This is a genomic window from Dorea sp. AM10-31, from assembly GCF_003435815.1.
GTDB classification, from domain to species: domain Bacteria; phylum Bacillota; class Clostridia; order Lachnospirales; family Lachnospiraceae; genus Dorea_D; species Dorea_D hominis.
On record NZ_QTUV01000007.1, the window covers coordinates 151444 to 172488 of the forward strand.

Annotated in this window: 30 protein-coding genes, 1 tRNA gene and 1 pseudogene; 23 read left to right on the plus strand and 9 right to left on the minus strand. The window is 39.0% G+C overall.

Translation table 11 applies throughout. The features are described 5' to 3' along the window. The first annotated feature begins 68 nt into the window (after positions 1 to 68). From DW125_RS11080 to DW125_RS11095, 4 genes are all read left to right on the plus strand, one after another. Positions 69 to 776, plus strand: coding sequence for an AzlC family ABC transporter permease (locus DW125_RS11080; protein ID WP_117538188.1), 708 nt, complete (start codon positions 69 to 71; stop codon positions 774 to 776). Continuing rightward, positions 767 to 1099: a branched-chain amino acid transporter permease gene (locus DW125_RS11085; protein ID WP_117538154.1), complete on the plus strand. Its 333-nt coding sequence runs from the start codon at positions 767 to 769 to the stop codon at positions 1097 to 1099. The genes DW125_RS11080 and DW125_RS11085 overlap by 10 nt, the downstream gene beginning before the upstream one ends. Positions 1100 to 1186: 87 nt before the next feature. After that, positions 1187 to 2461, plus strand: coding sequence for a S1C family serine protease (locus DW125_RS11090; RefSeq protein WP_117538155.1), 1275 nt, complete (start codon positions 1187 to 1189; stop codon positions 2459 to 2461). Positions 2462 to 2555: 94 nt separating this feature from the next. Further along, on the plus strand, positions 2556 to 3020 hold the full coding sequence (locus DW125_RS11095; RefSeq protein ID WP_021861584.1) for a hypothetical protein: 465 nt from the start codon (positions 2556 to 2558) through the stop codon (positions 3018 to 3020). Positions 3021 to 3062: 42 nt separating this feature from the next. On the opposite strand, the pseudogene DW125_RS11100 reads toward DW125_RS11095, so the two are convergent. From DW125_RS11100 to DW125_RS11135, 8 genes and pseudogenes are all read right to left on the minus strand, one after another. Beyond that, positions 3063 to 3494, minus strand: a pseudogene (locus DW125_RS11100) (manganese catalase family protein); the annotation flags it as partial. A 33-nt stretch (positions 3495 to 3527) separates the two neighbouring features. After that, a complete protein-coding gene (locus DW125_RS11105) occupies positions 3528 to 5090 on the minus strand; it encodes a recombinase family protein (protein ID WP_117538156.1) in 1563 nt (520 codons plus the stop codon). Between the two features lie 208 nt (positions 5091 to 5298). Further along, the gene (locus DW125_RS11110) at positions 5299 to 6036 is read right to left on the minus strand and encodes a Fic family protein (protein ID WP_117538157.1); all 738 of its coding nucleotides are present in this window, start codon (positions 6034 to 6036) and stop codon (positions 5299 to 5301) included. 262 nt (positions 6037 to 6298) lie between these two features. After that, the gene (locus DW125_RS11115) at positions 6299 to 7462 is read right to left on the minus strand and encodes a hypothetical protein (protein WP_117538158.1); all 1164 of its coding nucleotides are present in this window, start codon (positions 7460 to 7462) and stop codon (positions 6299 to 6301) included. A gap of 26 nt (positions 7463 to 7488) precedes the next feature. Continuing rightward, positions 7489 to 7884, minus strand: a complete 396-nt coding sequence (locus DW125_RS11120) for a type II toxin-antitoxin system HicB family antitoxin (RefSeq protein ID WP_117538159.1) — start codon at positions 7882 to 7884, stop codon at positions 7489 to 7491. Between the two features lie 40 nt (positions 7885 to 7924). After that, the gene (locus DW125_RS11125; RefSeq protein ID WP_117538160.1) at positions 7925 to 8113 is read right to left on the minus strand and encodes a type II toxin-antitoxin system HicA family toxin; all 189 of its coding nucleotides are present in this window, start codon (positions 8111 to 8113) and stop codon (positions 7925 to 7927) included. 87 nt (positions 8114 to 8200) lie between these two features. Then, positions 8201 to 8668: an ImmA/IrrE family metallo-endopeptidase gene (locus tag DW125_RS11130; protein ID WP_117538161.1), complete on the minus strand. Its 468-nt coding sequence runs from the start codon at positions 8666 to 8668 to the stop codon at positions 8201 to 8203. A 55-nt stretch (positions 8669 to 8723) separates the two neighbouring features. After that, on the minus strand, positions 8724 to 9065 hold the full coding sequence (locus DW125_RS11135; protein WP_117538162.1) for a helix-turn-helix domain-containing protein: 342 nt from the start codon (positions 9063 to 9065) through the stop codon (positions 8724 to 8726). 158 nt (positions 9066 to 9223) lie between these two features. On the opposite strand from DW125_RS11135, the gene DW125_RS11140 reads away from it, so the two are divergent. Further along, on the plus strand, positions 9224 to 9454 hold the full coding sequence (locus DW125_RS11140) for a helix-turn-helix domain-containing protein (protein ID WP_117538163.1): 231 nt from the start codon (positions 9224 to 9226) through the stop codon (positions 9452 to 9454). A gap of 638 nt (positions 9455 to 10092) precedes the next feature. On the opposite strand, the gene DW125_RS11145 is transcribed toward DW125_RS11140, so the two are convergent. Beyond that, positions 10093 to 10911, minus strand: coding sequence for a DUF4393 domain-containing protein (locus DW125_RS11145; RefSeq protein WP_158549918.1), 819 nt, complete (start codon positions 10909 to 10911; stop codon positions 10093 to 10095). Between the two features lie 104 nt (positions 10912 to 11015). On the opposite strand from DW125_RS11145, the gene DW125_RS14045 reads away from it, so the two are divergent. The 18 genes from DW125_RS14045 to DW125_RS11235 all read left to right on the plus strand — a co-directional run bounded on the left by DW125_RS14045 (position 11016) and on the right by DW125_RS11235 (position 20979). Continuing rightward, positions 11016 to 11171: a hypothetical protein gene (locus DW125_RS14045; RefSeq protein ID WP_158549919.1), complete on the plus strand. Its 156-nt coding sequence runs from the start codon at positions 11016 to 11018 to the stop codon at positions 11169 to 11171. Positions 11172 to 11534: 363 nt separating this feature from the next. Beyond that, a complete protein-coding gene (locus DW125_RS11150; protein WP_117538165.1) occupies positions 11535 to 11774 on the plus strand; it encodes a hypothetical protein in 240 nt (79 codons plus the stop codon). A gap of 265 nt (positions 11775 to 12039) precedes the next feature. Then, a complete protein-coding gene (locus tag DW125_RS11160; protein ID WP_117538167.1) occupies positions 12040 to 12222 on the plus strand; it encodes a hypothetical protein in 183 nt (60 codons plus the stop codon). Next, positions 12223 to 12846 carry a Sak single strand annealing protein gene (locus DW125_RS11165; RefSeq protein WP_117538168.1) on the plus strand — a complete coding sequence of 208 codons (624 nt, stop codon included), beginning with the start codon at positions 12223 to 12225 and terminating at the stop codon, positions 12844 to 12846. 32 nt (positions 12847 to 12878) lie between these two features. Continuing rightward, the gene (locus DW125_RS11170; RefSeq protein WP_147323700.1) at positions 12879 to 13418 is read left to right on the plus strand and encodes a hypothetical protein; all 540 of its coding nucleotides are present in this window, start codon (positions 12879 to 12881) and stop codon (positions 13416 to 13418) included. After that, positions 13411 to 13707 (plus strand): phosphoenolpyruvate carboxykinase, encoded by a 297-nt coding sequence (locus tag DW125_RS11175; protein ID WP_117538170.1) that lies wholly within the window; start codon positions 13411 to 13413, stop codon positions 13705 to 13707. The genes DW125_RS11170 and DW125_RS11175 overlap by 8 nt, the downstream gene beginning before the upstream one ends. A 120-nt stretch (positions 13708 to 13827) precedes the next feature. Further along, the gene (locus tag DW125_RS11180; RefSeq protein WP_117538171.1) at positions 13828 to 14148 is read left to right on the plus strand and encodes a hypothetical protein; all 321 of its coding nucleotides are present in this window, start codon (positions 13828 to 13830) and stop codon (positions 14146 to 14148) included. A gap of 16 nt (positions 14149 to 14164) precedes the next feature. Beyond that, on the plus strand, positions 14165 to 14497 hold the full coding sequence (locus DW125_RS11185) for a RusA family crossover junction endodeoxyribonuclease (RefSeq protein WP_117538172.1): 333 nt from the start codon (positions 14165 to 14167) through the stop codon (positions 14495 to 14497). A 2-nt stretch (positions 14498 to 14499) separates the two neighbouring features. Continuing rightward, positions 14500 to 15279: a transcriptional regulator gene (locus tag DW125_RS11190; RefSeq protein WP_117538173.1), complete on the plus strand. Its 780-nt coding sequence runs from the start codon at positions 14500 to 14502 to the stop codon at positions 15277 to 15279. 51 nt (positions 15280 to 15330) lie between these two features. Next, on the plus strand, positions 15331 to 17868 hold the full coding sequence (locus tag DW125_RS11195) for a DNA methyltransferase (protein WP_242992977.1): 2538 nt from the start codon (positions 15331 to 15333) through the stop codon (positions 17866 to 17868). A 16-nt stretch (positions 17869 to 17884) separates the two neighbouring features. After that, complete coding sequence (locus DW125_RS11200; protein ID WP_242992978.1) at positions 17885 to 18082, plus strand: hypothetical protein; 198 nt, start codon at positions 17885 to 17887, stop codon at positions 18080 to 18082. An 83-nt stretch (positions 18083 to 18165) separates the two neighbouring features. Continuing rightward, on the plus strand, positions 18166 to 18837 hold the full coding sequence (locus tag DW125_RS11205) for a hypothetical protein (protein ID WP_117538175.1): 672 nt from the start codon (positions 18166 to 18168) through the stop codon (positions 18835 to 18837). Between the two features lie 94 nt (positions 18838 to 18931). Continuing rightward, positions 18932 to 19144, plus strand: a complete 213-nt coding sequence (locus tag DW125_RS11210; protein WP_117538176.1) for a hypothetical protein — start codon at positions 18932 to 18934, stop codon at positions 19142 to 19144. 3 nt (positions 19145 to 19147) lie between these two features. Beyond that, positions 19148 to 19498, plus strand: coding sequence for a DUF551 domain-containing protein (locus DW125_RS11215; protein WP_242992979.1), 351 nt, complete (start codon positions 19148 to 19150; stop codon positions 19496 to 19498). Continuing rightward, positions 19499 to 19720, plus strand: coding sequence for a hypothetical protein (locus DW125_RS11220; RefSeq protein WP_117538177.1), 222 nt, complete (start codon positions 19499 to 19501; stop codon positions 19718 to 19720). Further along, entirely contained in the window at positions 19683 to 20111 is a 429-nt protein-coding gene (locus DW125_RS11225) for a hypothetical protein (protein WP_442873175.1), read from the plus strand. Before DW125_RS11220 ends, DW125_RS11225 begins: the two co-directional genes overlap by 38 nt. A 161-nt stretch (positions 20112 to 20272) precedes the next feature. Further along, positions 20273 to 20836, plus strand: coding sequence for a hypothetical protein (locus DW125_RS11230; RefSeq protein WP_117538179.1), 564 nt, complete (start codon positions 20273 to 20275; stop codon positions 20834 to 20836). A gap of 71 nt (positions 20837 to 20907) precedes the next feature. After that, a tRNA-Met gene (locus DW125_RS11235) sits at positions 20908 to 20979 on the plus strand. Positions 20980 to 21045 lie beyond the last annotated feature (66 nt).

Sequence of the window (21045 nt, forward strand, 5' to 3'; positions counted from 1 at the left end):
ACCTGTGTCTATACGACGAAGAAAACGGCATTTGGATACATAAGATGAAAAAAGGAGCGAGCAATAAGATGAAAGGATACAGAGAGGCATACAAAAAAGCATTCCCATATACGATTCCGGTTTTGACCGGATATATATTTATCGGAGTAGCATTCGGAGTTATGTTTGCAGAAAAGGGATATTCATTTTTATGGGCTGCGCTTATGAGTATTCTTGTATATGCAGGTTCCGGACAGTATCTTGCTGTGAATTTTTTTGTTCCCGGAATATCAATTTTCCAGGTTGTCTTTATGACATTAATGGTTAACATCCGTCATGTTTTTTACGGAATTTCCTTATTGGAACGATTTAATGGTATGGGAAAGAAAAAATGGTATATGATTTTCAGCCTGACAGATGAAACATATTCCCTTTTGTGTACGACGAAGATTCCGGAAGGCATTGATGAAGGAAAATTCCTGTTTGCGATTGCTTCACTGGATCAGATGTACTGGGTAGCTGGTTCAATCATTGGTGCAGTGGCGGGAAGTGTACTGCCATTTAATTCAGAGGGAATTGATTTTGCAATGACGGCATTGTTTGTTGTCATTTTTATTGAACAGTGGCTGGATAAAAAGAACCGGATTCCGGAAATTATCGGAGTGGCAGCAGCATTTATTGGATTGCAGATTTTCGGGGCATCCAGATTTGTACTGCCATCCATGTTATTAATTGTAATGATTTTATTTGTATCGAAAAAACAGCTTCAGAAGGAGGTGAACCTGTCATGCCAGTAAATGCAGCGTTATCAGTAATTATTATTCTGGCAGTTGCATTGACAACTTTTGGAACAAGGGTATTTCCGTTTCTCTTGTTTCCAGAAGGAAAAGCAATACCGCCAGTGATCCAGTATCTGGGAAAAGTACTGACTCCGGCAGTGATCGGGATGTTAGTAGTTTACTGCCTAAAGAATACACCAGTTTTTGTATCGCCACATGGCATACCAGAATTTCTTGCTGTGGCAGTGACGGCAGGACTTCATGTATGGAAACGTAATAACCTGTTAAGTATTGGTGTTGGTACGGCATTATATATGTTTTTGATCCAGGTTGTTTTTTAAGGTTTAAACATAGTTTTATCACAGTTTAAACACAATTATAGATTAGACTACTTAGTATAAACGAAGTAGTGAAAGGAGTAATGATTTATGGAAAATCAATATACTTATTATACACCGGATCAGGATGATCAGAATCAAAATGGACAGGGAGGTTATCAGTATCAGCCGCAGGATGAGAAACCACCGAAAAAGAAAACATCACATTGGGTAAAAGCAGTATGTTTCGGACTGGCATTTGGTGTGGCAGCAAGTGCGGCTTTTCAGACAAGTAATCTTGTGGGTGGCAAGGTTTTCGGCACATCAGGCAGTAAGACAAAAGAAGTTGCAACTGTAAACAGTGCAAAGATTACAACAAGTTCAGACAGTAGTTCAACAAGCTCAGATATTTCCAAAGTTGCAAGTAATGTAATGCCATCGGTTGTATCAATTACCAATTTAAGTGTACAGCAGGTTCAGAATTTCTTTGGTGGAGTGCAGGAGCAGGAAAGCAAGAGTGTAGGCTCTGGTATTATTATTTCCCAGACAGATTCAGAACTTCTAATTGCAACGAACAACCATGTAGTGGAAAGTAATAAAACGCTGACAGTTTCTTTTGTTGACAATAAGAGTGTGGAAGCACAGGTAAAGGGAACAGATTCTTCCAGAGACCTTGCAGTTATCGCTGTAAAGCTCAGTGATATCAAAGATTCTACATTAAATAAAATTAAAGTTGCAACGCTTGCAGATTCAGAAAAAGTGCAGGTCGGAGAGACGGCTATTGCAATTGGTAACGCACTTGGTTACGGTCAGTCTGTGACAACAGGTATTGTATCAGCAACCGGACGTACACTGGATGGAGTTAGTGGCAAACTAATCCAGACAGATGCAGCAATTAATCCGGGTAACAGTGGTGGCGCACTTCTGAATGCAAAGGGTGAAGTGATTGGTATTAATACTGCTAAGGTCGCGACAGATGCAGTAGAAGGTATGGGATATGCGATCCCAATTTCCAGCGCAAGTGATGTAATTAAAAATCTGATGAATCAGAAGACAAAAACAAAAGTAGCAGAAGGCAAACAGGGATATCTGGGAATTGAAGGCGTGGATGTGACTTCCGACAGTTCGCAGATGTATAATATGCCAACAGGTGTGTATGTATCTAATGTTATCTCTGGCGGAGGAGCAAAAAATGCAGGGATCACAAAGGGATGCGTAATCACAGAACTGGAAGGAACAACAGTGGACAGTATGTCTGCATTAAAAGAAGAACTGCAGTATTACAAAGTTGGCGAGAAAGTTAAAGTGACGATCCAGGTTCCAAATTCAAATGGAAGTTATAAAGAGCGTACCGTGAAAGTTACACTTGGAAAAAGCACACAATAAGTAAAATACACAGTAAGAGAAATGTTTTTGCCATTTTCTGTGATTTGTAGTATAATGCTAAGTAGATTACGATATGAGGAGGCAAAATATACCAATGAAGTGTCCGATTTGCGGCCAACAGCTCCGGCCGGGTAAAAAAGATCCAAATTACCTGTTATGTTATAATTGCAAGAAGAAGTTCAAAGTACCACAGAACAGGAAAGAACAGAAGCATGCTCCGGAAAGAAGAGAACCGGCAACGCAGGAAACATTGCACAGATCTATTAAGGAAGCATCTATGCAGCGTCAGGAAGAGGAAGAGCAGGAACAGAAGTATTCGAATATTCCACCAAAGAGCGTTCGTAAGAAACGTGAAGATGAGATGCGCAAAGCATATGATGAACTGTTAGCAGTAGAAGATGGCAGAAAGAAAAAGAAAAAAACTGCAAGAGTAGAAGAAGATTATGATTACGATGATGTTTATGAGGAAGAAGAGAAGCTTTCCAAAGCGCCTGTAATCATTCTTGGAATTGCAATCGTAGTTGTAGCAGCAGTAATTGTATATATGCTATTGAAATAATAAAAAGGATTTCCGGAATTTTTCCGGGAATCCTTTTTCTGTTTAGTTTTTGTTTTTGAAACATGCCCGGAGGTCAAATTCCGGGTTAAACGCATAGAAGTTTTTACTGTCCAGATGATCCTGTACGATGCGCAGACTTTCACCGAAACGTTGATAGTGTACGATTTCGCGTTCACGCAGGAAACGGATTGGTTCGCAGACTTCCGGATCTTTGACAAGGCGCAGAATGTTATCGTAGGTTGTACGTGCTTTTTGCTCCGCAGCCATATTTTCGCTTAAATCGGTGATGGGATCACCTTTGGACTGGAAAGTAGTGGCGCTCCAAGGAACACCGCCGGCAGACTGTGGCCAGAGTGCAAGCGTATGATCTATATAATATTTATCAAAACCGGATTTCTCTAATTCTTCCATTGTCATATTTTTTGTAAGTTGATAAACAATAGCACAGACGATTTCTAAGTGAGCCAGTTCTTGCGCCCATAAATGTTGTCGCTAATGAAAAAGCCCCTAAATACGCGGGATTCGGGGCTTTAAATTCAGTGTAAAAGTAGGATTATCCTTATCTCCCTTACGATTTCGCTTCGTTTTCGTGTATTCGACACTTTCCAGGAGCATTTTCAGAGCTTTGTTCCGGTCCTGGGCGGATAAGTCCCAGTAACAGGAGAGAAGTTCCTTGCAGGAAGGGATGAAGTTCTCTATGTTTGCTATTTTCTCTTTTTCATATTCCAGATCTTTTTTCAGAATTTCTATGTGTTCTTCCGATTCTTTGATACGTTTCTGTAATTCGTGGGAACGTTCCAGAAAGATCTCGGTGGTGTAGACTCCCTGTTCCAACAGATCGTATAAGTTTCCATTTTGTTTTAGTAATAAATCGTGATTGCTGACAGCGGAAGAGAGAAGCTGTTCTTTTTCCGGAACTTTGTTCTCAACTTCCAGAGTCGGATCTAACTGGTATCCAGCTACCCAGTCGGATAGTGCCTGTATGAGTTCACGCTCTACCAGCTCAAGCGTTGAGCCGATGGTGGGACAGCCTCTGGTATTGCACATTAAAACGTCATATGGACATCTTCCGGAAGAGCCGTCCCTGGAAGCCGGTCTTCTCTGCATTTTCTTTCCGCAGCAGGAGCAGACCAGGATTCCGGCGAGTGGGTTTTTAATTCCATAGGATTCCGGCAGCTTATGAGAGTTTTTGGCGAGATATTCCTGCGCTTCGAGGAATACATCATGATCAATCAATCGTGGCTGCAGTCCTGGAGCAGTGAAATCATAATCACTATGAGGACGTACTTTGCTGACGGAGCCGTTCTGGACTTGCTTTACAACCTTTCTTCGCCCAATGCCGACTCGCTGATCATTAACAACGTTCCTCAAGATTCCCATAACGCTGCATTCCAGCCAGGTATCTCCGTTCCTTGGCTTGATTCCCCGGTTATCCAGATATCTGCAGATGTGGGTAATTCCGATGCGATCGGGACCGGTATAGAGCCGGAAGATAAGTTTCACGACCGGAGCTTCGTCCGGATCCGGAGCGAGAACCCATCCACGCCCATGTTCGAGCTTCACGCGTTGCCAGCCGTAGGGTGCCTGATTGAACGGCCATTTTCCTTCCTTCACGGCAGCAGTCACACCGGCGCGCATCCGGCGGCGGATTGTCTTGTATTCCCTCCGGCTCATGAAGAGTCCGAACTCAAAGTATTCTTCGTCAAATTCATTATTTGGATTATAGGTCTTTGTTGGAGTGATGATCTTCGTTCCGGAATATTGGAAAGCTCTTTGAACAATTCCCTGATCGACCGTATCACCTCTTGCCAGACGTTCCACTTCCATTACGAGTACACCTTCCCAACGTCCGGATTCTACTTCGGATAAAAGCTTCTGCATTTCCGGACGCGCGGATATAGACTCTCCGGAAACGACTTCACGGTAGATCCCGCCAATGGATAAGTTCATTCGTTTGGCAAGATCAAGTAAGATCTGCTCATGCCGTTCCAGGACATCCACGCCCATAGCTTCCAGAGAAGCATCACTTCGGGACTTCCGGAGATAGATAAGATATTCTTCATATTGCATATGTATCACCTTTCCTTAGTATATGTGCGACGTCGCACTAAAAATGAGTATAAAAATAACAGCCAGCAGAGAACTAGCGTTCTGCTTGCGATAGCTGTTCGAAGATGATACAATATGTAGGTCAAAAGTTTGGTTGATACCATCTTCGGTATTGCCTATGAAAAGCCGTTCCTGTTGGTAGCAGGGGCGGTTTTCTTATTTTGAACTATTATTCTTCCAAAAAGTACTGGCATCTTTGACGATAATAATCTTGTTCCTTTTCGAACAATGCTACCAGTTCTTTGGTCGAGTTGTTTTGACGGAATGCTTTCAATGCTTCTAAATATTCAGGACGATTGCTGTCTTCAATAATGAAAGGAGCAATATCATGACGCAAGCATTCACGGAATAAGATCAGACGCCCTGTTCGTCCGTTTCCGTCCTGGAATGGGTGGATACTTTCATAGCGTGCATGGAATTCTGCAAGGGTATCAAGAGAAACATTCTGCGCATCGTACCAGGCAAAGAGCGAATCCATTTCATCATTTACCTGACTCGGCAAAGCAGTTTTGTATATCCCAACCATATTTGCTCGTTTCTTATATTCTCCGATAGCATATCCATTAGCGCGATCTTCAAATACGCCGCTTTTTAATTCATAGTGAAACTGCTTGATCAGCTCCTGTGAGAGATCACGGTCTAAAGTTTCTAACATTTTATTAAACATCAGGAAGTGCCCGTTCATTTCTTCAACATCTTTTGCGCGATAGTAATCATCTGTCTTTGGCAAGATACCGGTGTCGAAGAGAGAAGCAGTCTGGTCTTCGGTTAAAGTGCTGCCTTCAATCTTGTTTGAATTATAAGCCATTAATCGTTGCGTCAGTCCATAAACTCCGGAACGATCACGCTTTTTATGCTCAATTTTAAAACGCTCCAATAGATATTGGATAAATAATGTCGTAGTCATAGGGACTCCTTTCTTTAAATATATAGTTATTTTCAATAAGTTTTCCTATTGTTGTATACAAAAAATTCAGATATAATACGAAAAAGAGGAGGTAATGTTATGAAAAAACAGTTTCTAAAAATTGTAGATTTATTAATTCTTATTTTTTCATTTGTCCTTCTTTTAAGTATCTTTTTTAAATTAATATCAATTGCTTTTGGAGGTAATGAAAATAACTATATTGTGTTGCTTTGGATGGTGGGACTTTGTTTTGCGGGTAAATTTACTCATCCTCTATATCTTGAGATTCTTGCACTTCGTTTGCCACTGGAACATTGGCTGCAGATGCATCATCTAAAATGATTGGCTCTACTTCTAGAGTAGAGCAACCTGAAAGTAATGCATTAACTGGATCGTTTAAAGATTCTGGATCTATTCCAGAGTCTTTAATTTTTTGCAAAAGTTCTGCTTTCTTTTCCCATACTTCCAATTCAGCCTTTTCGGCTTCAGCGTGTTTGATGCGATAGTCGTCTTTAGCAAAAAGAATACTTTTTATAATATCAATTGCGCCAGGAACTTTAAAAGTAAGGGCACTACCACCACCTAGAAATACAAGCATGCCAAAAATAAATTGCCAGTTATTTACCAAAAGGTCTTTAACGTTAACTAGTGAAAATACAATATCCCCAGGTGAATTTAAAGATACTTGGGTTGATATGCATTCTTCAGGAGCAATGGAGGATAATAATTCGGTAGTTCCGTATAAAACATTGTTAATTGAACGAGGCCCGATAGGTGTTTGCTTTTGAACATTAAGAACAAAAGACATATCATTGCCAAACATATAATAATTGTATAAAGCATTAAGTATCTGTTTTGAGTATGAATCTAAATTTGAAAGTCCGTGATAGTTTGAAATTGCCCGACATAACGAATAATTTAATTCTTCATTCTTTACTGTTCGAAGCAAAGTTATGCGTCTGCGTTTTTTATAGGGACAAGAAACATCGTTTATATCAACATCATGATTGTCAATACGATATATAACATTCTGCTCAAGCTCTAAGGTTTTCGAATCATCTTCATAATATTCACCAGCGAGGGCGAAAGTAATGTAACTGCTCTTAACACTAGGAATTACAAGTATATCATTGGTTTGAATTTCATTAATAAAAGAATAACATTTATTAATAACTGTTGAAGGACGATGAATTTCCTTAAATGTCATTAACACATCATCTTTTAATGAATCTCTATTGGACTCTGAAAAATCAGTTTTATGTGTGATATTATTCCATGCTAAAGCAACAAAACGTTTTGAAAGAAATTCATTATAAAAATAACCTTTTTTTGTACGAATCATCCAAAAATGTGTATTTTGTGGAATAATTGGAACTTCAAATTTATCTAATAAATTGAGTAATGCCAATTCGTCTGTATATGTCATACTCTAATTTCTCCTTTGTAAAATTATTATTGTTTCTTCTGTACCTTTTGTAATAATGCTTCCTGAAGAACCTGAGAGAAATTAAGCCCCATAGCGGTAGCGGACTCATTCAACCATTCAGGAATAGTCAGAGTTTTCTTAACAGCCTTTGAACTGTGCTTTTTCAGATATGCGTATAAATCGAATTCCAAAACAACGAGAAAGCCATCATCGACTTTGAGTTCACTAATATCTGTAGGCTCTGGAATTGCTTCTTTTTCATCCTGTCTGCTTGTGATTGCAAGTCCTAAGGCATCAACGGCATTCTCATAAGCCTGCTGCATATCATCACCATCAGAAAAACATTCTGGAAAGTCCGGAAAAGAAATCCAAAAGCCTCCGTCTTCTTTATGGAAAATTGCTGGGTAAAATAATCTGTTCATACGTAATACCTCCGTGATGTTTATTGTGGTACAGGTAGGACTACTTTAGTCCTGCCTGCTTTAATATTGCCTGTTCCAAACCTTTTTTCAGGTCTTTTGAGTGATAAGGAACAATTACCGTCCTACCAGTTTCCGGATTCATCAATTTGACGTGAGAACCATTCTGACTGACTATGATGAAACCGTTCTTCTTAAGAAGCTTAATCATCTCTTTTGGTGTTAATGGCATCTTTTGTATCTCCTTTCCTTATCATGGCTCCATTATAACACGTATAAACACGTATGTCAATAAAAGTATGTATAAATACGTATAAAATCATATCTTCTTCAACACTGCCAGATGCGGAATAAAAAATATGATGTAATGTTCAACTGTCTTGTATTCCCCGTATTTATCCCGATAAAATTCAATGCATTCTTGCAGAGCTTCTTCTGTGACATCCAGATATTCTGCAATCTCATGGCTGGCAGTACAACCATGTTCGTATGCTCTGACCAGACCTTTGAGTCCGATCTGTTTATTATATGCCCATAATCTTGCCTGTCGCTCTTGTTTCCGATTGGAAGAACTATCCATATCAATGATGTTTCCAACGGAAGTGTAGTGGTGTCCAAGCTCCTCGGCAAGGACGCAGGCTTTTTCAGTTGTTGTATTGACAGATGTGTTAATGGCAATATTACCATCTATATAAAAACCTTTTAAATTGTCTTCGCCTAGATAATAATTGTGGACTTTTACATTATCGTCATAGGCTTCTTGTTCTAATGATTCTAATTTATTCAAAGTATAGTCCCTCCCAGCAATAAGTGTAGGATAATAGTTGTCCTATATTGTGGACTTACTTTTCATCTTCCTGCTTTACGAATTTTGCAAAAGATTCAATTCGACTCCACTGTTCTTCTGTAAAGTCTTTTCCATCAAGGTGAGCAGCCATAGTGGTAGGTTCTTCTATGTCCCAGCCCATAAGGTAAGCAGGTGATACCTGTAATGCATTTGCAATTTCTTCTAATTTATCTACGGGCATATTTTTTATATAGCCAGTTTCATATCTTTGGAGAGTTGATTTACTAATTCCTACCTTTTCAGAAAGAGTTTGGTATGACATATTAAGTTCTTCACGTCTGTTTCTCATTCGCTTCATTATATCTTGCATTTTTTCGCTTATTTCTTTTTCACTCATATCAATACCTCCGTATAAGGTAATTATAAACTATTTTTTCATATTTGCAACAAATAATTAAAGAAAATTAAAAAAATGTTGCAAATATGGGTTGACAATAAAATTTAGCGAGCGTATTATATAAATATCCCAAATATGCAACGAAAGGAAGTGAGATAATGTCATTTGATAAATTGAAAGGGAAGATGACAGAGGCACATGTGTCACAAGCTAAAATGTCGGAATATTTAGGAATTACAGTGCAATCTCTTAATGCTAAATTAAATGGAAGGACGCAATTTACTTTAGAAGAAGCGGTTAAAATTACTGACTTTCTAATGTTGAATGATCCTATCGATATTTTTTTTAGACCAAGCGTCCCAAAAATGCAACAAAAAGTGAGCAAGTAAAATGAGTAGGAGCGAAAACAAAAATACTGATAGGAGCGCTATTCCTACCAGTATTTTGCCAAATTTGTTTACTCTATGTACTTTGCAGGTTTTCACCACACTCGATAGCGCCAAGCGTTTCTATGAAATACTTTGTCACTTTCGCAGTTTTGGTTCTGCAGAATGCCTGATTGCTGACAAATGATAAGGAGTACTTAATACGGTGCGGCAAAAAACCAGATGCCGACTGAAGCATTTTTAACGTGGTGCGAACCACATAACGCCGTATCAGTAACTACATTATACCCAGTTTTAAGTGCATTGGTGCCACTATTGCGACCTTATCTTAAGAGAGCAGGCATATTCAAAAGTTTGGTCAAACAGACCACGCTCCTTTCAATGCCTAAGGGCATGAAAGAATTTTATCATAATATGAAAATATTTTCAATTTTAGAGTAGACAAATCATTAGATTACTTATTCGCAACAGATGAAACAGAATCACAGTAGGAAGTGAGGTGAGAAGTGTGCTAGTGATAATAATTTGTATAGGTTGTTCAGTAATAACTTCGGCATTAATTACAAAAATACTAGCCACCCACTATTTTAAAATAGTAGATGGCTATGTAGATGAAATGTGTGAAAAGACCAGAGAGTTCGTCAATGCTTTCCTATACAAATAGAACAAAAAGTTTTGCCTAAAGAAGTTAGCTGTATAAGTTCTTTCTTGAAATAAGAAGTGGAGTTAGGATGATCAACGGAATAATCTATGGCGAACTCACTAACATTTGAATATTCAGGCGTTCTTTTTAAAGAATTATAAAAGTTATCACCGGAAATTTGTTTGTTGTAGTTAATAGAAATCAAATTTGCTCGTTCCAATGAGTCAAGCGAAAGAGAAATTTGCTCTCTTTCGAGCGATATGCTCGGAGGAATAAAAACATTGTCATATAGAATTTGATAACTATTACCTCTAATTTTAACACCCATTGAAGCAACTGGAAAAGAGCTCTGACTGGAAAGAAAAAGATCCTGTAACAACAAGGCGTCAGATGGACTTAATTGCTTCAATATTTCTGGGAACGAAGGATGTGCCAAAGAAGCGGTATCAGAGTTCATAGATCCACTGATAAGTTTTGTAAACATCTCTCTTAGGATTTCCGATGAAACGCAGTACTTTGAGTTTTCCAAAGCCTGTGCAGTTGTTTGTAGGGATGGCTCCAGCTTTTTATCATCTGGGATTTCGTCGATGGATTGGTCTAATTGTTCGCGAAATTTTTCAAGGTCGTGCGCATATTGCAGACGCTTCTTTTCAGCTTTTTGACTGATTCCGCCAAAGACGAGATACCAAATATCAGCAAAGGTTTTTCCTATATTCTGAGTAGGAGCGTCGGTTAGATTTTTAACAGCGTTATCAGCGGATTCAGGCATATCAGGAAGGTTGATTAAAGCTATATTATTCGTAGTATTCTCGGACATGAAATCATTCCTTTCATCATTTGATAGGAAAATTATACCAGAGAACCGCAACAAGTACAAACTGTACCACATAACATGAAATAAGAACACAGGAGGGCAGGAAGATGATTGTAGAAACAATGAACAACAATGGCTGCACCTGCCATATCTCCGATGATGCATACCGGGATAAAACACCGGAAGAGGTGAACCGGATTGTCCGGAGCTTTTCGGATTTCATCGTTGGAAGATTAAAGGACTTAAAAGAGAAAACCGCTTAGGCGGTTAAAGTAAGACAAGCTTTAAACAAGGTGATACAAGGTAAAACAAGCTTTTAAACAAGATCTACACAAGATCGGAAAGGGGATAGAGCATGAGGAAGAAGAGAAAAATGAGCGAAGCAACACAGAGCGCACTGCTGATCTGTCTGTCCTGTTACGCGGCAGCAGTATTGATGTTTCTCCACTGGCTCTTTATTGGATATTGATGAGAGAGCAGAGAATTAAAAGATACAAAAGAAGAAAGCAGATGGCGTACAAAGTATTCTGCTGGATTCTCGGAATCCTGGTGGCGCTGATCGGCGTGTCAGTAGTTGGATTCTGGGTGGCGATTTTTATGACATTTTGCTAGAAAGGGGTGAAAAAGTGCAGAACATGAAAGAAAAATGGCTTGGATTTGCTACAGATGAAAATGTAGTCCGGGCGCTGAAAGATATCCGGAGAGTGGCTGCGAAGCATGGCATCCGGCATGTGTCGGTGCAGATTCTGGACGGTGATGTGTATGGATATACCAATGATGCAGCAGCCGGTCCGTACAATCTGGAGATCGGAACTTCCGGATTAAGAGTCGAAGCCGGACAGGCACAGTATTTTAAAAGCATATAAAAAGAGTGCCAGAAAGGGAAGAACCCGAATCCGGCACAAAAGAAATTAGTCAATTGTATTTTAAACGAAGAAAGGAAATTAGTCAAATGGAGAATATTCCAGGATATGATTCGTGGAAGACAACACCGCCAGATGATCCTGATCCAGTTGCATTTTGCGATAATTGTGACGCGCCTTTGTATAAAGGAGATTCAATTTATATGCATATCAATGAAGAAAATCTGTGTGAAGTGTGTATGAATGATATGTACAGGAGGATATTGTAATGTGGAATATAGAAGTTGTAAGGACGTATAAGGCTGTTGGTGTGTATGAGTGTGAAGATAAAGTGATCTTCGAAGTGAACAGTTTAGATGAAGCAAGTGAGATTGTTTCTATGTTTGATAAATATAGTATTGGAGAATACAGATATTCGATTAATCGGAAAAAAGAAAGTGAGGAAGAATAGATGGCACTTAAAAGCTATGAAGAGCTGATAAAGATTGATGTAAGCCAATACTGCGAAGATAGAGATGGATTTACATATCTAAACTGGGCAAAATGCATTGAGCTATTGAGGAAGAATGGTGCAACTGAAGTGTACTGGGAACCTATTCCTGATCCGCAGACTGGGAGTAGCTTAAGAAAGACCGATATTGAGTTTACGGATAAAAATGGAAATACAAACCGTTGTTATGAAACCAGAATCAAAGTTGTAATCGATGATAAAGAATACGAGATGCAGACACCGGTAATGAATGGTGCGAATCCAGTAAAAGATAATTCGATGAGTCAGCAGAGAGTATGGAATAGCATGTGCAGAGCATTTGTGAAGTGTGTGGCTATTCATACCGGCCTTGGATTTAATTTGTGGCTGAAAGAAGAATACAACAAACTGGAAGCAAAAATTCCGGGAACGGGGGAAAATCTTGCATCAGAAGCTAAAAAGAAAACACTGAAAACACAGTGCACGGCACACGGTATTGATCTGGCAGCCTGGGTGTGTGGAAACGGAAAGACAATGGACACGCTTACGGAGACAGAGTGTGCAAAGATGCTGAATGCGATTAAGAAAAAGTATGGTGATGATTAATGAACTTTACAGGAAAGCTCGAAGGTTTAAAGATGGACTATGTTACAAGAAAACAGAGTCTTTCATTGGAAGTAAATGAGGATGCAAGAGATGCATTCCAAGAGCTGAAAGATTGTGAGAAACTTGTTATTCAAATCAAGAAATATCGTAAAAAAAGAAGCCTGGATGCAAATGCATATTATTGGGTGCTGATTACAAAACTTGCCAGAAGATTGGAATTGAGCAATCCGGAAATGCACAATATGTGTCTGGAAAGATATGGACAGTTGGAAATAATGGAGAATAAAGCTGTATTCGTTACAATTCCAGATACAGAAGAGGCAGAAAATAAAGTGCGGAATGCTATGGATTATCACCTGCAGTCAACATCGCAGGTACGGCAAGGAGTAGATGGGCTTCTGTATCGGACTTATCGACTGCTTCGAGGTAGTCACACATATAATTCAGAAGAAATGGCGCGACTGATATCAGGTCTGATTATTATGTGTAAGGATGCACAGATTCCGGATAGCGAAATTGCAACACCGGAAGAAAAGAGACTTCTGAAAGAAAGGTATGGTGTGGATGTCTAAAAAACTTTGGAGCGTGTTCACGGACGATATGGATCACTGCTATTTTACTGGTACACCGTACGTGCACAGACATCATATTTTTTATGGCTCCAGAAGAGAATTATCGGAGAAATATGGGTACGTCATTCCGATAGCAAGTTATTTACATGAATTTGGAATTAACTCCGTTCATGATAATCCGAATCGCGGACTGGATTTGCAATTAAAACAGATGGCACAAGAACATTTTGAAAGCCATCATGGGACAAGAGAAGACTTCATAAAGATTTTTGGAAGAAGTTGGATGTAACAAGTTAACTATAGATTCACCTGGCATTGTAACTAAGAAATGTAACGTATAAGACATGAAGTTCTTGCGCAATATGTTGTATCACAGCCAGAGAGCCAGGCTCTGGCAGAAAGGAGAAGTATGACGACTCGAGAAAAAGCAGAAAGCTATTTTAATAGAATTGCGGATGGTCATAAGCATGCAATTGCCAGACCTTATGATAGAAATGTTGATAGGTCTTTAAGATCCATGATCAACAAAGCAAACAACAATGGAGATTGTATTATTAATGTAGGTGAAGGGATTTTCAGACCGATTCCCGGTGATCCGGTGGATGAAGCTGCATTTCATAAATATACAGCTCAGGATTTACATAGAGCCAGAGAAATACAATTAAAAAGACTCTGTATGATACAGACGTTTGAAGGGTGGAGAAAGTGTGCAGCATCTGTTGACCATTAATGGAAGATTAGACAACATGAATGATTATACAAGGGCGTGCCGGACGAATCAGTATAAAGGTGCCAAGATGAAACAAAAGAACGAGGCGGTTGTGATCCGGGCTATTTTAGAACAGTTAGGAAGATTGCGGATTACAAAACCAGTCATAATCAGATATCGATGGTATGAGCCAAATAAGAGAAGAGATTTGGACAATATCAGTTCTTTTGGCAGAAAGGTGATTCAGGATGCACTTGTGCAGACAAAAGTACTTCGGGACGATGGATGGAGCTATATCATAGGGTTTCAGGATGCGTTTTTTGTGGACAAAGAGCGCCCGCGTATAGAAGTAGAAATAGAAGAGGTGTAAACGTGCCAAACAGAATATTAAAAGAGTCGATCAGGACGAGCGACAGCATTAATGAGCTCAGTTGGTTCGAAGAAGTTCTGTTTTACCGGTTGATAGTAAGCTGTGATGATTATGGAAGATTTGATGGAAGGGTAGCGATTATAAAAGGGACCTGTTTTCCGCTCAAGAATGTAACGAATAAGAATATAGAAGATGCTCTCAATAAGTTGGTGTCGGTTGGCTTGGTGCGACACTACGAGGTAGAAGAAAAACCGTACCTTCAGTTACCAGCTTGGCAGTCGCATCAGAACATTCGTGCAAAGAAGAGTAGATATCCAAGTCCGGAAGAAGGGAACGATATTACATCTGACAACAGTTGCAAACATATGTATGCAGATGTAAACACAAGTAATCAAATGCAAGCAAATGTTCCCGTAATCCAATCCAATCCGAATACGAATCCGAATACAGAATCCGAATCATATACGGGCGACTCGCGCCTTGATACAGCTTTTTTTGAGTATATTCGTTTTCGGAAGCAGATCAAGAAACCGTTAACTGATCGCGCAATACAGCTTGCAGTAGGAAAATTGCGGAAAATGTCCGATGATGTGGAAGAACAGATAGCAATTATCGATCAGTCGATCATGAATGGATGGAGTGGTCTATTTCCGCTAAATCAGGACAAGGGTAATAAGAAAACAGGAAAGAAGAGTACCAGATTCAGCAATGCACATGAACGTAGTTATGACATGAAGCAATTGGAGAAAGATCTACTGGGAGTAAGAAAAGACACAGAATGATAAAAAGAGAAAAGTAAATTTCAGAAAGGAGACGGAGCTCCGGCCGGAGTAATGATGCATCGGCTCCTTTTGATGAAGATGGATTACATAGAATTTTTAAAGACAAAAATTGAACTGGCTGTAGATAGCGGGTTCGAAGTAGATAAGACAAAGATAAATAAAGCATTAAAACCACATCAGGCAGACGCTGTTGCCTGGGCATTACGGGGAGGGAGAAGAGCATTATTTGAATCTTTCGGTCTCGGAAAGACGGTCCAGGAATTAGAATTCTGCCATCTGGCTGCAGAACATGAGAATGGTAGAGCATTAATAGTATTACCGCTAGGAGTAAAACAAGAATTTACTCAAGATGCGGTCAATGTATTGGGGTATGAAAGTCCAAGATATGTACGGACAATGGAAGAAGTAAAAGAAGCGAAAGAGCAGATTTTGCTGACCAATTACGAAAGGGTTAGGGACGGTAATATAGATCCGGCATATTTTTCAGCTACAGCATTGGACGAAGCCAGTGTGCTTAGATCATTTGGAAGTAAAACCTATCAAACATTTTTGGACAAATTTAAATATGTGAAGTATAAACTGGTGGCAACAGCAACGCCATCACCGAATAGATATAAAGAACTGATTCATTATGCCGGGTACTTGGAAGTTATGGATACTGGACAGGCATTGACAAGATTCTTTCAGAGAGATTCGACGAAAGCAAATAACCTGACACTTTATCCAAACATGGAAGATGAGTTTTGGTTGTGGATAAGTTCATGGGCATTATTTATCACAAAGCCATCTGATTTGAATCCAGAATATTCGGATGAAGGATATGAGTTACCACCGTTAAAAGTAAACTGGCATGAGATCCCGATAAAATACGGAGATGCCATTGATAAGGATGGCCAGATGTCATTGTTTAACGAGGCTGCCGCAGGGTTAAAGGAAGCGGCACAGGTAAAGAGAGAATCGATTGAACAGAGAGTTAAGAGAACGAAAAAGATTGTGGAAGCATCACCAGATGATCATTTTGTATTATGGCATGATCTGGAAGCTGAGCGTCATGCAATTAAGAAAGAACTTCCGGAAACGGTAGATATTTACGGTTCTATGGATTATGACACTAGAGAACAACGGGTAATAGATTTTTCACAAGGACGAACAAAGCTGTTTGCTACAAAGAAATCTTTATCAGGATCGGGCTGTAACTTTCAGAGATATTGCCACAGAGAGATTTTTCTGGGTATCGATTATGAATTTAACGATTTTATCCAGGCAATCCATCGTTGTTATAGATTTTTACAAAGCAAACCGGTGGTGATTGACATTATTTACATGGAAAATGAGCGCGAGATTAAAGAAGTGTTGATCGAGAAATGGAAGAATCATAATCACATGGTAGAAAAAATGATAGAGATTGTAAAAAAATACGGATTATCATCTGCAGGTATGGAGAAGAGATTGGAACGAAAGATGGGAGTGAAAACAGTGAAAGTAGAAGGTAAGAATTTTACAGCAGTACACGATGATTGTGTAGAAGAAACAAGAAGAATGGAATCAAATAGCGTGGATTTGATTCATACATCAATTCCGTTCGGGAATCATTATGAATATTCCGCAAATTATAACGATTTTGGACATAACCAGAATACCGAACGCTTTTTCGAACAGATGGATTTCTTAACACCGGAGCTTTTGAGAGTCTTAAGACCGGGAAGAGTGGCAGCGATCCACGTCAAAGACCGTGTGCTGTTTGGAAATGTTACAGGCACCAGAATGCCAACGATAGAGCCATTTCACGCACTGTGCATCGAACACTACATGAAACACGGCTTTCAGTATTTTGGAATGATCACAGTCGTTACGGATGTGGTAAGAGAAAATAACCAGACCTATCGCCTGGGATGGTCTGAACAGTGCAAAGACGGCTCCAAGATGGGAGTTGGATGCCCGGAATATATATTGCTTTTCCGAAAACTTCCGACAGACCGGTCAAATGCTTATGCAGATGAACCGGTAAAGAAAAGCAAAGAAGAATATACGAGAGCCCAGTGGCAGATAGATGCACACGCTTACTGGAGATCATCTGGAGATAGGCTGATCAGCAAGGATGAATTAAAAGAACTTCCAGTAGAAAGTTTACAACAAGTATACCGTCAGTATAGCAGAGAGACTGTCTATAACTATGCGGAGCATGTAAAACTTGCGGAAGATTTGGATAAAAATGATAAATTACCAGCTATTTTTATGGTTGTAGCACCAGGAGCATGGAATCAAATGGAAGTCTGGGATGACATCAACCGAATGAGAACATTAAACACAAACCAGAGCAGAAGAAGAGCACAGATGCATGTGTGCCCATTACAGTTGGACATCGTAGAAAGAATTATCAATAGATATAGCAATAAAGGGGATCTTGTATACGATCCATTTGGAGGACTTATGACGGTGCCTATGACAGCAGTTAAGATGTACCGGAAAGGTTATGGGTGTGAACTTAATCCAGATTACTTCCGGGATGGAGTGGGGTATTTGCAGGAAGCTGAAAACGAGGTAGATGCGCCTACATTATTTGATTTTATCAAAGAACCGAAAAAATAGAGTGTGTGGAGGTAAGATGATGGCAGTGATTCGTAATATAAGAGGTGGTACAGTCGGTCTGAATGAAGAAGACCGGCTGATGATCGCAAGGCTTCTGGTGAAAGCGGGATATGCAGTTAAGATCAGATACCGAACAATTCCGGGAAATGCGAAGGGGAAGAAAGAATACATAGTTGAATACTGGGAGGAGAAAGAAAAGAAGATAGAAATGTAGAATGGTGTCGAACCTTGACAATTGAATATTGATGGTTGGAATGGTATAATTTCTGTATAGAAATATACAGGGAGGAAATGCCAATGGCAAACATATATTTTAATGATGCAGATTTCCCAGATATGAAAAATGAATATGTACTATGGGTAGATATCATGGGAACAAAAAGTTGCATGGGAAGTTCGGTGAGAACCAGCTCGATTTTTATTTGTAAATTGCATGCAGCAATTATTGAAGCAAAAACGGCGAGTATATCAGTATATCCTATGATGGATGGAGCTTATATAGTTTCTGAAAGTGAAGATGCAATGAAGAAGTTTATTAACAAGTTGTTTTGTTCACTAAGTAATGTACTTATAAATGAAAACGTAGATTACCATAAATTTTTAATCAAGGGAGCGATTGCATACGGACCAGTGATTCACGGAAAAGATATACCACGTTCATGCTCTGCATCTTTTACAAAGGATCAAGATTATGTAGATAATATTTTATTAGGTTTACCAATGATTCAAGCGAGCAAGGGAGAAAAAATGGCACCTCCGTTTGGAATTTACTGTGACGAGTCAGTACGGATTGCGAGTAAAGAATTTGCGCATCGTTGGTACAAGTGGTTTTCACAGTCAAAAGGTAAGTCGGTTAAAAGTGCCATAAAAAAATACTTTGAATACTCAAAAGCACATTATTATGAGATTGATTATCCATTAGAAAAAATAAATGAACACATGGAAAAGGCAGAACAATATTTTTCATAATTTCCTACCAACCATCAATATTCGGTGGTTGGTATTTTTATGCTTAAAAATAGGCGAAAGGATGAAAAAGAAGAATGTGGAGGAATAGCGTTAAATGATGGGTAGATTGCAAGTAATTTGCACAACGGATCAGATAAAAGAAGCAAAGCGTAATGTTCAGAAGTATATGAGAAAACATAAAAGCGATGAAGATTTTATTAAAAATATCAGTGATGATTTTGTGATGGGATTTATGATTTCTCAGAGAATGGCATGGGACGATTATGATAATGGTGCACAAATGAAGAGGAAAGATGCGGAGAAATAGACTATGGAAAGATTAATACATAAAAGAAAAAGTGGTATGAAAACAGGATACTGGTCCCCGAATAAGAAACAGGAGCTGGTGGATAGACTGGCGATGTATGAGGACAGGGAAGATGCTAAGGACACAAATGTCCTTGGCAAATGGATTCCATGTAGTGAAAGGTTACCGGAAGATGAAAGCTACATATTGGTATCATTTGAGAATGCAACAATGCTGGATATCGCAAGGTATGAAGAAAATGATGAAGGCGGTACATTCTATCCGGGAGATGATGAAAAATCTTATTCAAGCTATGGAATATTTGTGAATGCCTGGATGCCATTGCCGGAACCATATAAAGGAGCTGATGAATAATTGAGTATAACCAAAGGACAGAGACGGAACAGTAAATCTCACAGAGACATGCTGGCAGAACATCCGCCGGATGAGAAAGCAAGCATAGAATTTCACAGGAAACCGTACCAGAGATATACGGTGACGGACTACCTGCGGAAGATGGGAGTAAATGTAAATAAGGAGGTTGATGCCGGTGGAGCAGATGACAAGGGAAAGACTTGCAATGTACCGGAACAATAAAGCAGAGATCCTGGAACTGGACTATATGCTTCAGAACCGGTGGAAGTCCGATACAATGATCGGAAATAATGTAATCTTCGACTACAGCAAAGGTTATCCGATGCCACAGAGCGTAGTCGGATTTGACCAGGAGAAATACGAGAGACTGCAGAACCGGGACCTTAAGAGGAAAGAGAAGCTGGAAGCAGAATGTGAAGAAATCGAGCGTTTTGTGGAGAATATCAAAGATAGCCTGACGCACAGAATCTTCCGGATCTATTACATCGATGGAAGAAAAGATGTGACGCAGAGGGAAGTTGCGAAGCGGGTGCATTTGGATCGTAGCCGTGTAAGCAGAAAAATTGATGATTATTTGAAAAACGCACAAAACGCACAAAACGCACATGTATAATAATACTTGAGCCAATGGCGGAAGCCGGAGGCTCTCCATTCTACTTTAAAACCTAAAACTATGAGAAGGCGATCTGAGGTGTCAGGTCGTCTTTTCGTTGCGTAATGTCGAGAAATGGGATATTATGGGAGTAGGTTTTTAGATAGGTTGGAGGAAAATGAATGCAAATTGTGATTGAAATGTTTGAAAGAATGAGTGATGATTTGAAAGGCGCAATAATAACAGCAGTTTTAACATCCATAATTTCTGTAATTGGATTTATTTTGACGAATAAAAATATGAGCAAAAATTTAAAAAATGAATTGCAAAAAGAAAAAACATCTGTACATATTCAAAAAATGTCTAAAATGCCATATGACATATTATGTTTAATGGATACAATGGTAAAAAAATCCCAGGTATCTGAGGAATCTTTAGATGAATTTAAAAGAATCATGAATACTGTATGTGCATATGGATCAAAGGATGCAATAAAAATTGCTTCTACTATGCAGAGTGAAAATTATCAATTGGATAAAGCAGCAACAAAAAATTCATATAGAATATTGGCTTTTTATCCTTTACTTGTTACACAAATTAAATACGATGTAACTAATATTGTAAATAGCCCGGAACTGTGGTTTAGACTTAAAATAAATGATTATGAGAACTTACGGGATTTAATGGTTGAAGAAAATAATAAAATTGTTGATGAGTTGGACTTGAATAAAGAATTTAAAATTTAGGATTTATAGATGATATAATTCATATATGAGCACCCCTCCGGGGGTGCTTTTCTGATGCAACAAAATATCCAGGATCATTAGTTCAGCGGTAGAAAATTCGCCTCATAAGCGAAACGTCACAGGTTCGATCCCTGTATGATCCATTAAGAATAAACCTAGAGATGAGCAAAACACATTAATTCAAAAGTAGGACGTGGCAGTTAGTTTCC

Coding starts and splice junctions, on each gene's coding strand:
- DW125_RS11080 (WP_117538188.1), top strand. CDS start 69: ATGAAAGGATACAGAGAGGCATACAAAAAAGCATTCCCATATACGATT.
- DW125_RS11085 (WP_117538154.1), top strand. CDS start 767: ATGCCAGTAAATGCAGCGTTATCAGTAATTATTATTCTGGCAGTTGCA.
- DW125_RS11090 (WP_117538155.1), top strand. CDS start 1,187: ATGGAAAATCAATATACTTATTATACACCGGATCAGGATGATCAGAAT.
- DW125_RS11095 (WP_021861584.1), top strand. CDS start 2,556: ATGAAGTGTCCGATTTGCGGCCAACAGCTCCGGCCGGGTAAAAAAGAT.
- DW125_RS11105 (WP_117538156.1), bottom strand. CDS start 5,090: ATGCAATATGAAGAATATCTTATCTATCTCCGGAAGTCCCGAAGTGAT.
- DW125_RS11110 (WP_117538157.1), bottom strand. CDS start 6,036: ATGACTACGACATTATTTATCCAATATCTATTGGAGCGTTTTAAAATT.
- DW125_RS11115 (WP_117538158.1), bottom strand. CDS start 7,462: ATGACATATACAGACGAATTGGCATTACTCAATTTATTAGATAAATTT.
- DW125_RS11120 (WP_117538159.1), bottom strand. CDS start 7,884: ATGAACAGATTATTTTACCCAGCAATTTTCCATAAAGAAGACGGAGGC.
- DW125_RS11125 (WP_117538160.1), bottom strand. CDS start 8,113: ATGCCATTAACACCAAAAGAGATGATTAAGCTTCTTAAGAAGAACGGT.
- DW125_RS11135 (WP_117538162.1), bottom strand. CDS start 9,065: ATGAGTGAAAAAGAAATAAGCGAAAAAATGCAAGATATAATGAAGCGA.
- DW125_RS11140 (WP_117538163.1), top strand. CDS start 9,224: ATGTCATTTGATAAATTGAAAGGGAAGATGACAGAGGCACATGTGTCA.
- DW125_RS11145 (WP_158549918.1), bottom strand. CDS start 10,911: ATGTCCGAGAATACTACGAATAATATAGCTTTAATCAACCTTCCTGAT.
- DW125_RS14045 (WP_158549919.1), top strand. CDS start 11,016: ATGATTGTAGAAACAATGAACAACAATGGCTGCACCTGCCATATCTCC.
- DW125_RS11160 (WP_117538167.1), top strand. CDS start 12,040: ATGTGGAATATAGAAGTTGTAAGGACGTATAAGGCTGTTGGTGTGTAT.
- DW125_RS11165 (WP_117538168.1), top strand. CDS start 12,223: ATGGCACTTAAAAGCTATGAAGAGCTGATAAAGATTGATGTAAGCCAA.
- DW125_RS11170 (WP_147323700.1), top strand. CDS start 12,879: ATGGACTATGTTACAAGAAAACAGAGTCTTTCATTGGAAGTAAATGAG.
- DW125_RS11175 (WP_117538170.1), top strand. CDS start 13,411: ATGTCTAAAAAACTTTGGAGCGTGTTCACGGACGATATGGATCACTGC.
- DW125_RS11180 (WP_117538171.1), top strand. CDS start 13,828: ATGACGACTCGAGAAAAAGCAGAAAGCTATTTTAATAGAATTGCGGAT.
- DW125_RS11185 (WP_117538172.1), top strand. CDS start 14,165: ATGAATGATTATACAAGGGCGTGCCGGACGAATCAGTATAAAGGTGCC.
- DW125_RS11195 (WP_242992977.1), top strand. CDS start 15,331: ATGATGCATCGGCTCCTTTTGATGAAGATGGATTACATAGAATTTTTA.
- DW125_RS11200 (WP_242992978.1), top strand. CDS start 17,885: ATGATGGCAGTGATTCGTAATATAAGAGGTGGTACAGTCGGTCTGAAT.
- DW125_RS11205 (WP_117538175.1), top strand. CDS start 18,166: ATGGCAAACATATATTTTAATGATGCAGATTTCCCAGATATGAAAAAT.
- DW125_RS11210 (WP_117538176.1), top strand. CDS start 18,932: ATGATGGGTAGATTGCAAGTAATTTGCACAACGGATCAGATAAAAGAA.
- DW125_RS11215 (WP_242992979.1), top strand. CDS start 19,148: ATGGAAAGATTAATACATAAAAGAAAAAGTGGTATGAAAACAGGATAC.
- DW125_RS11225 (WP_442873175.1), top strand. CDS start 19,683: ATGACAAGGGAAAGACTTGCAATGTACCGGAACAATAAAGCAGAGATC.
- DW125_RS11230 (WP_117538179.1), top strand. CDS start 20,273: ATGCAAATTGTGATTGAAATGTTTGAAAGAATGAGTGATGATTTGAAA.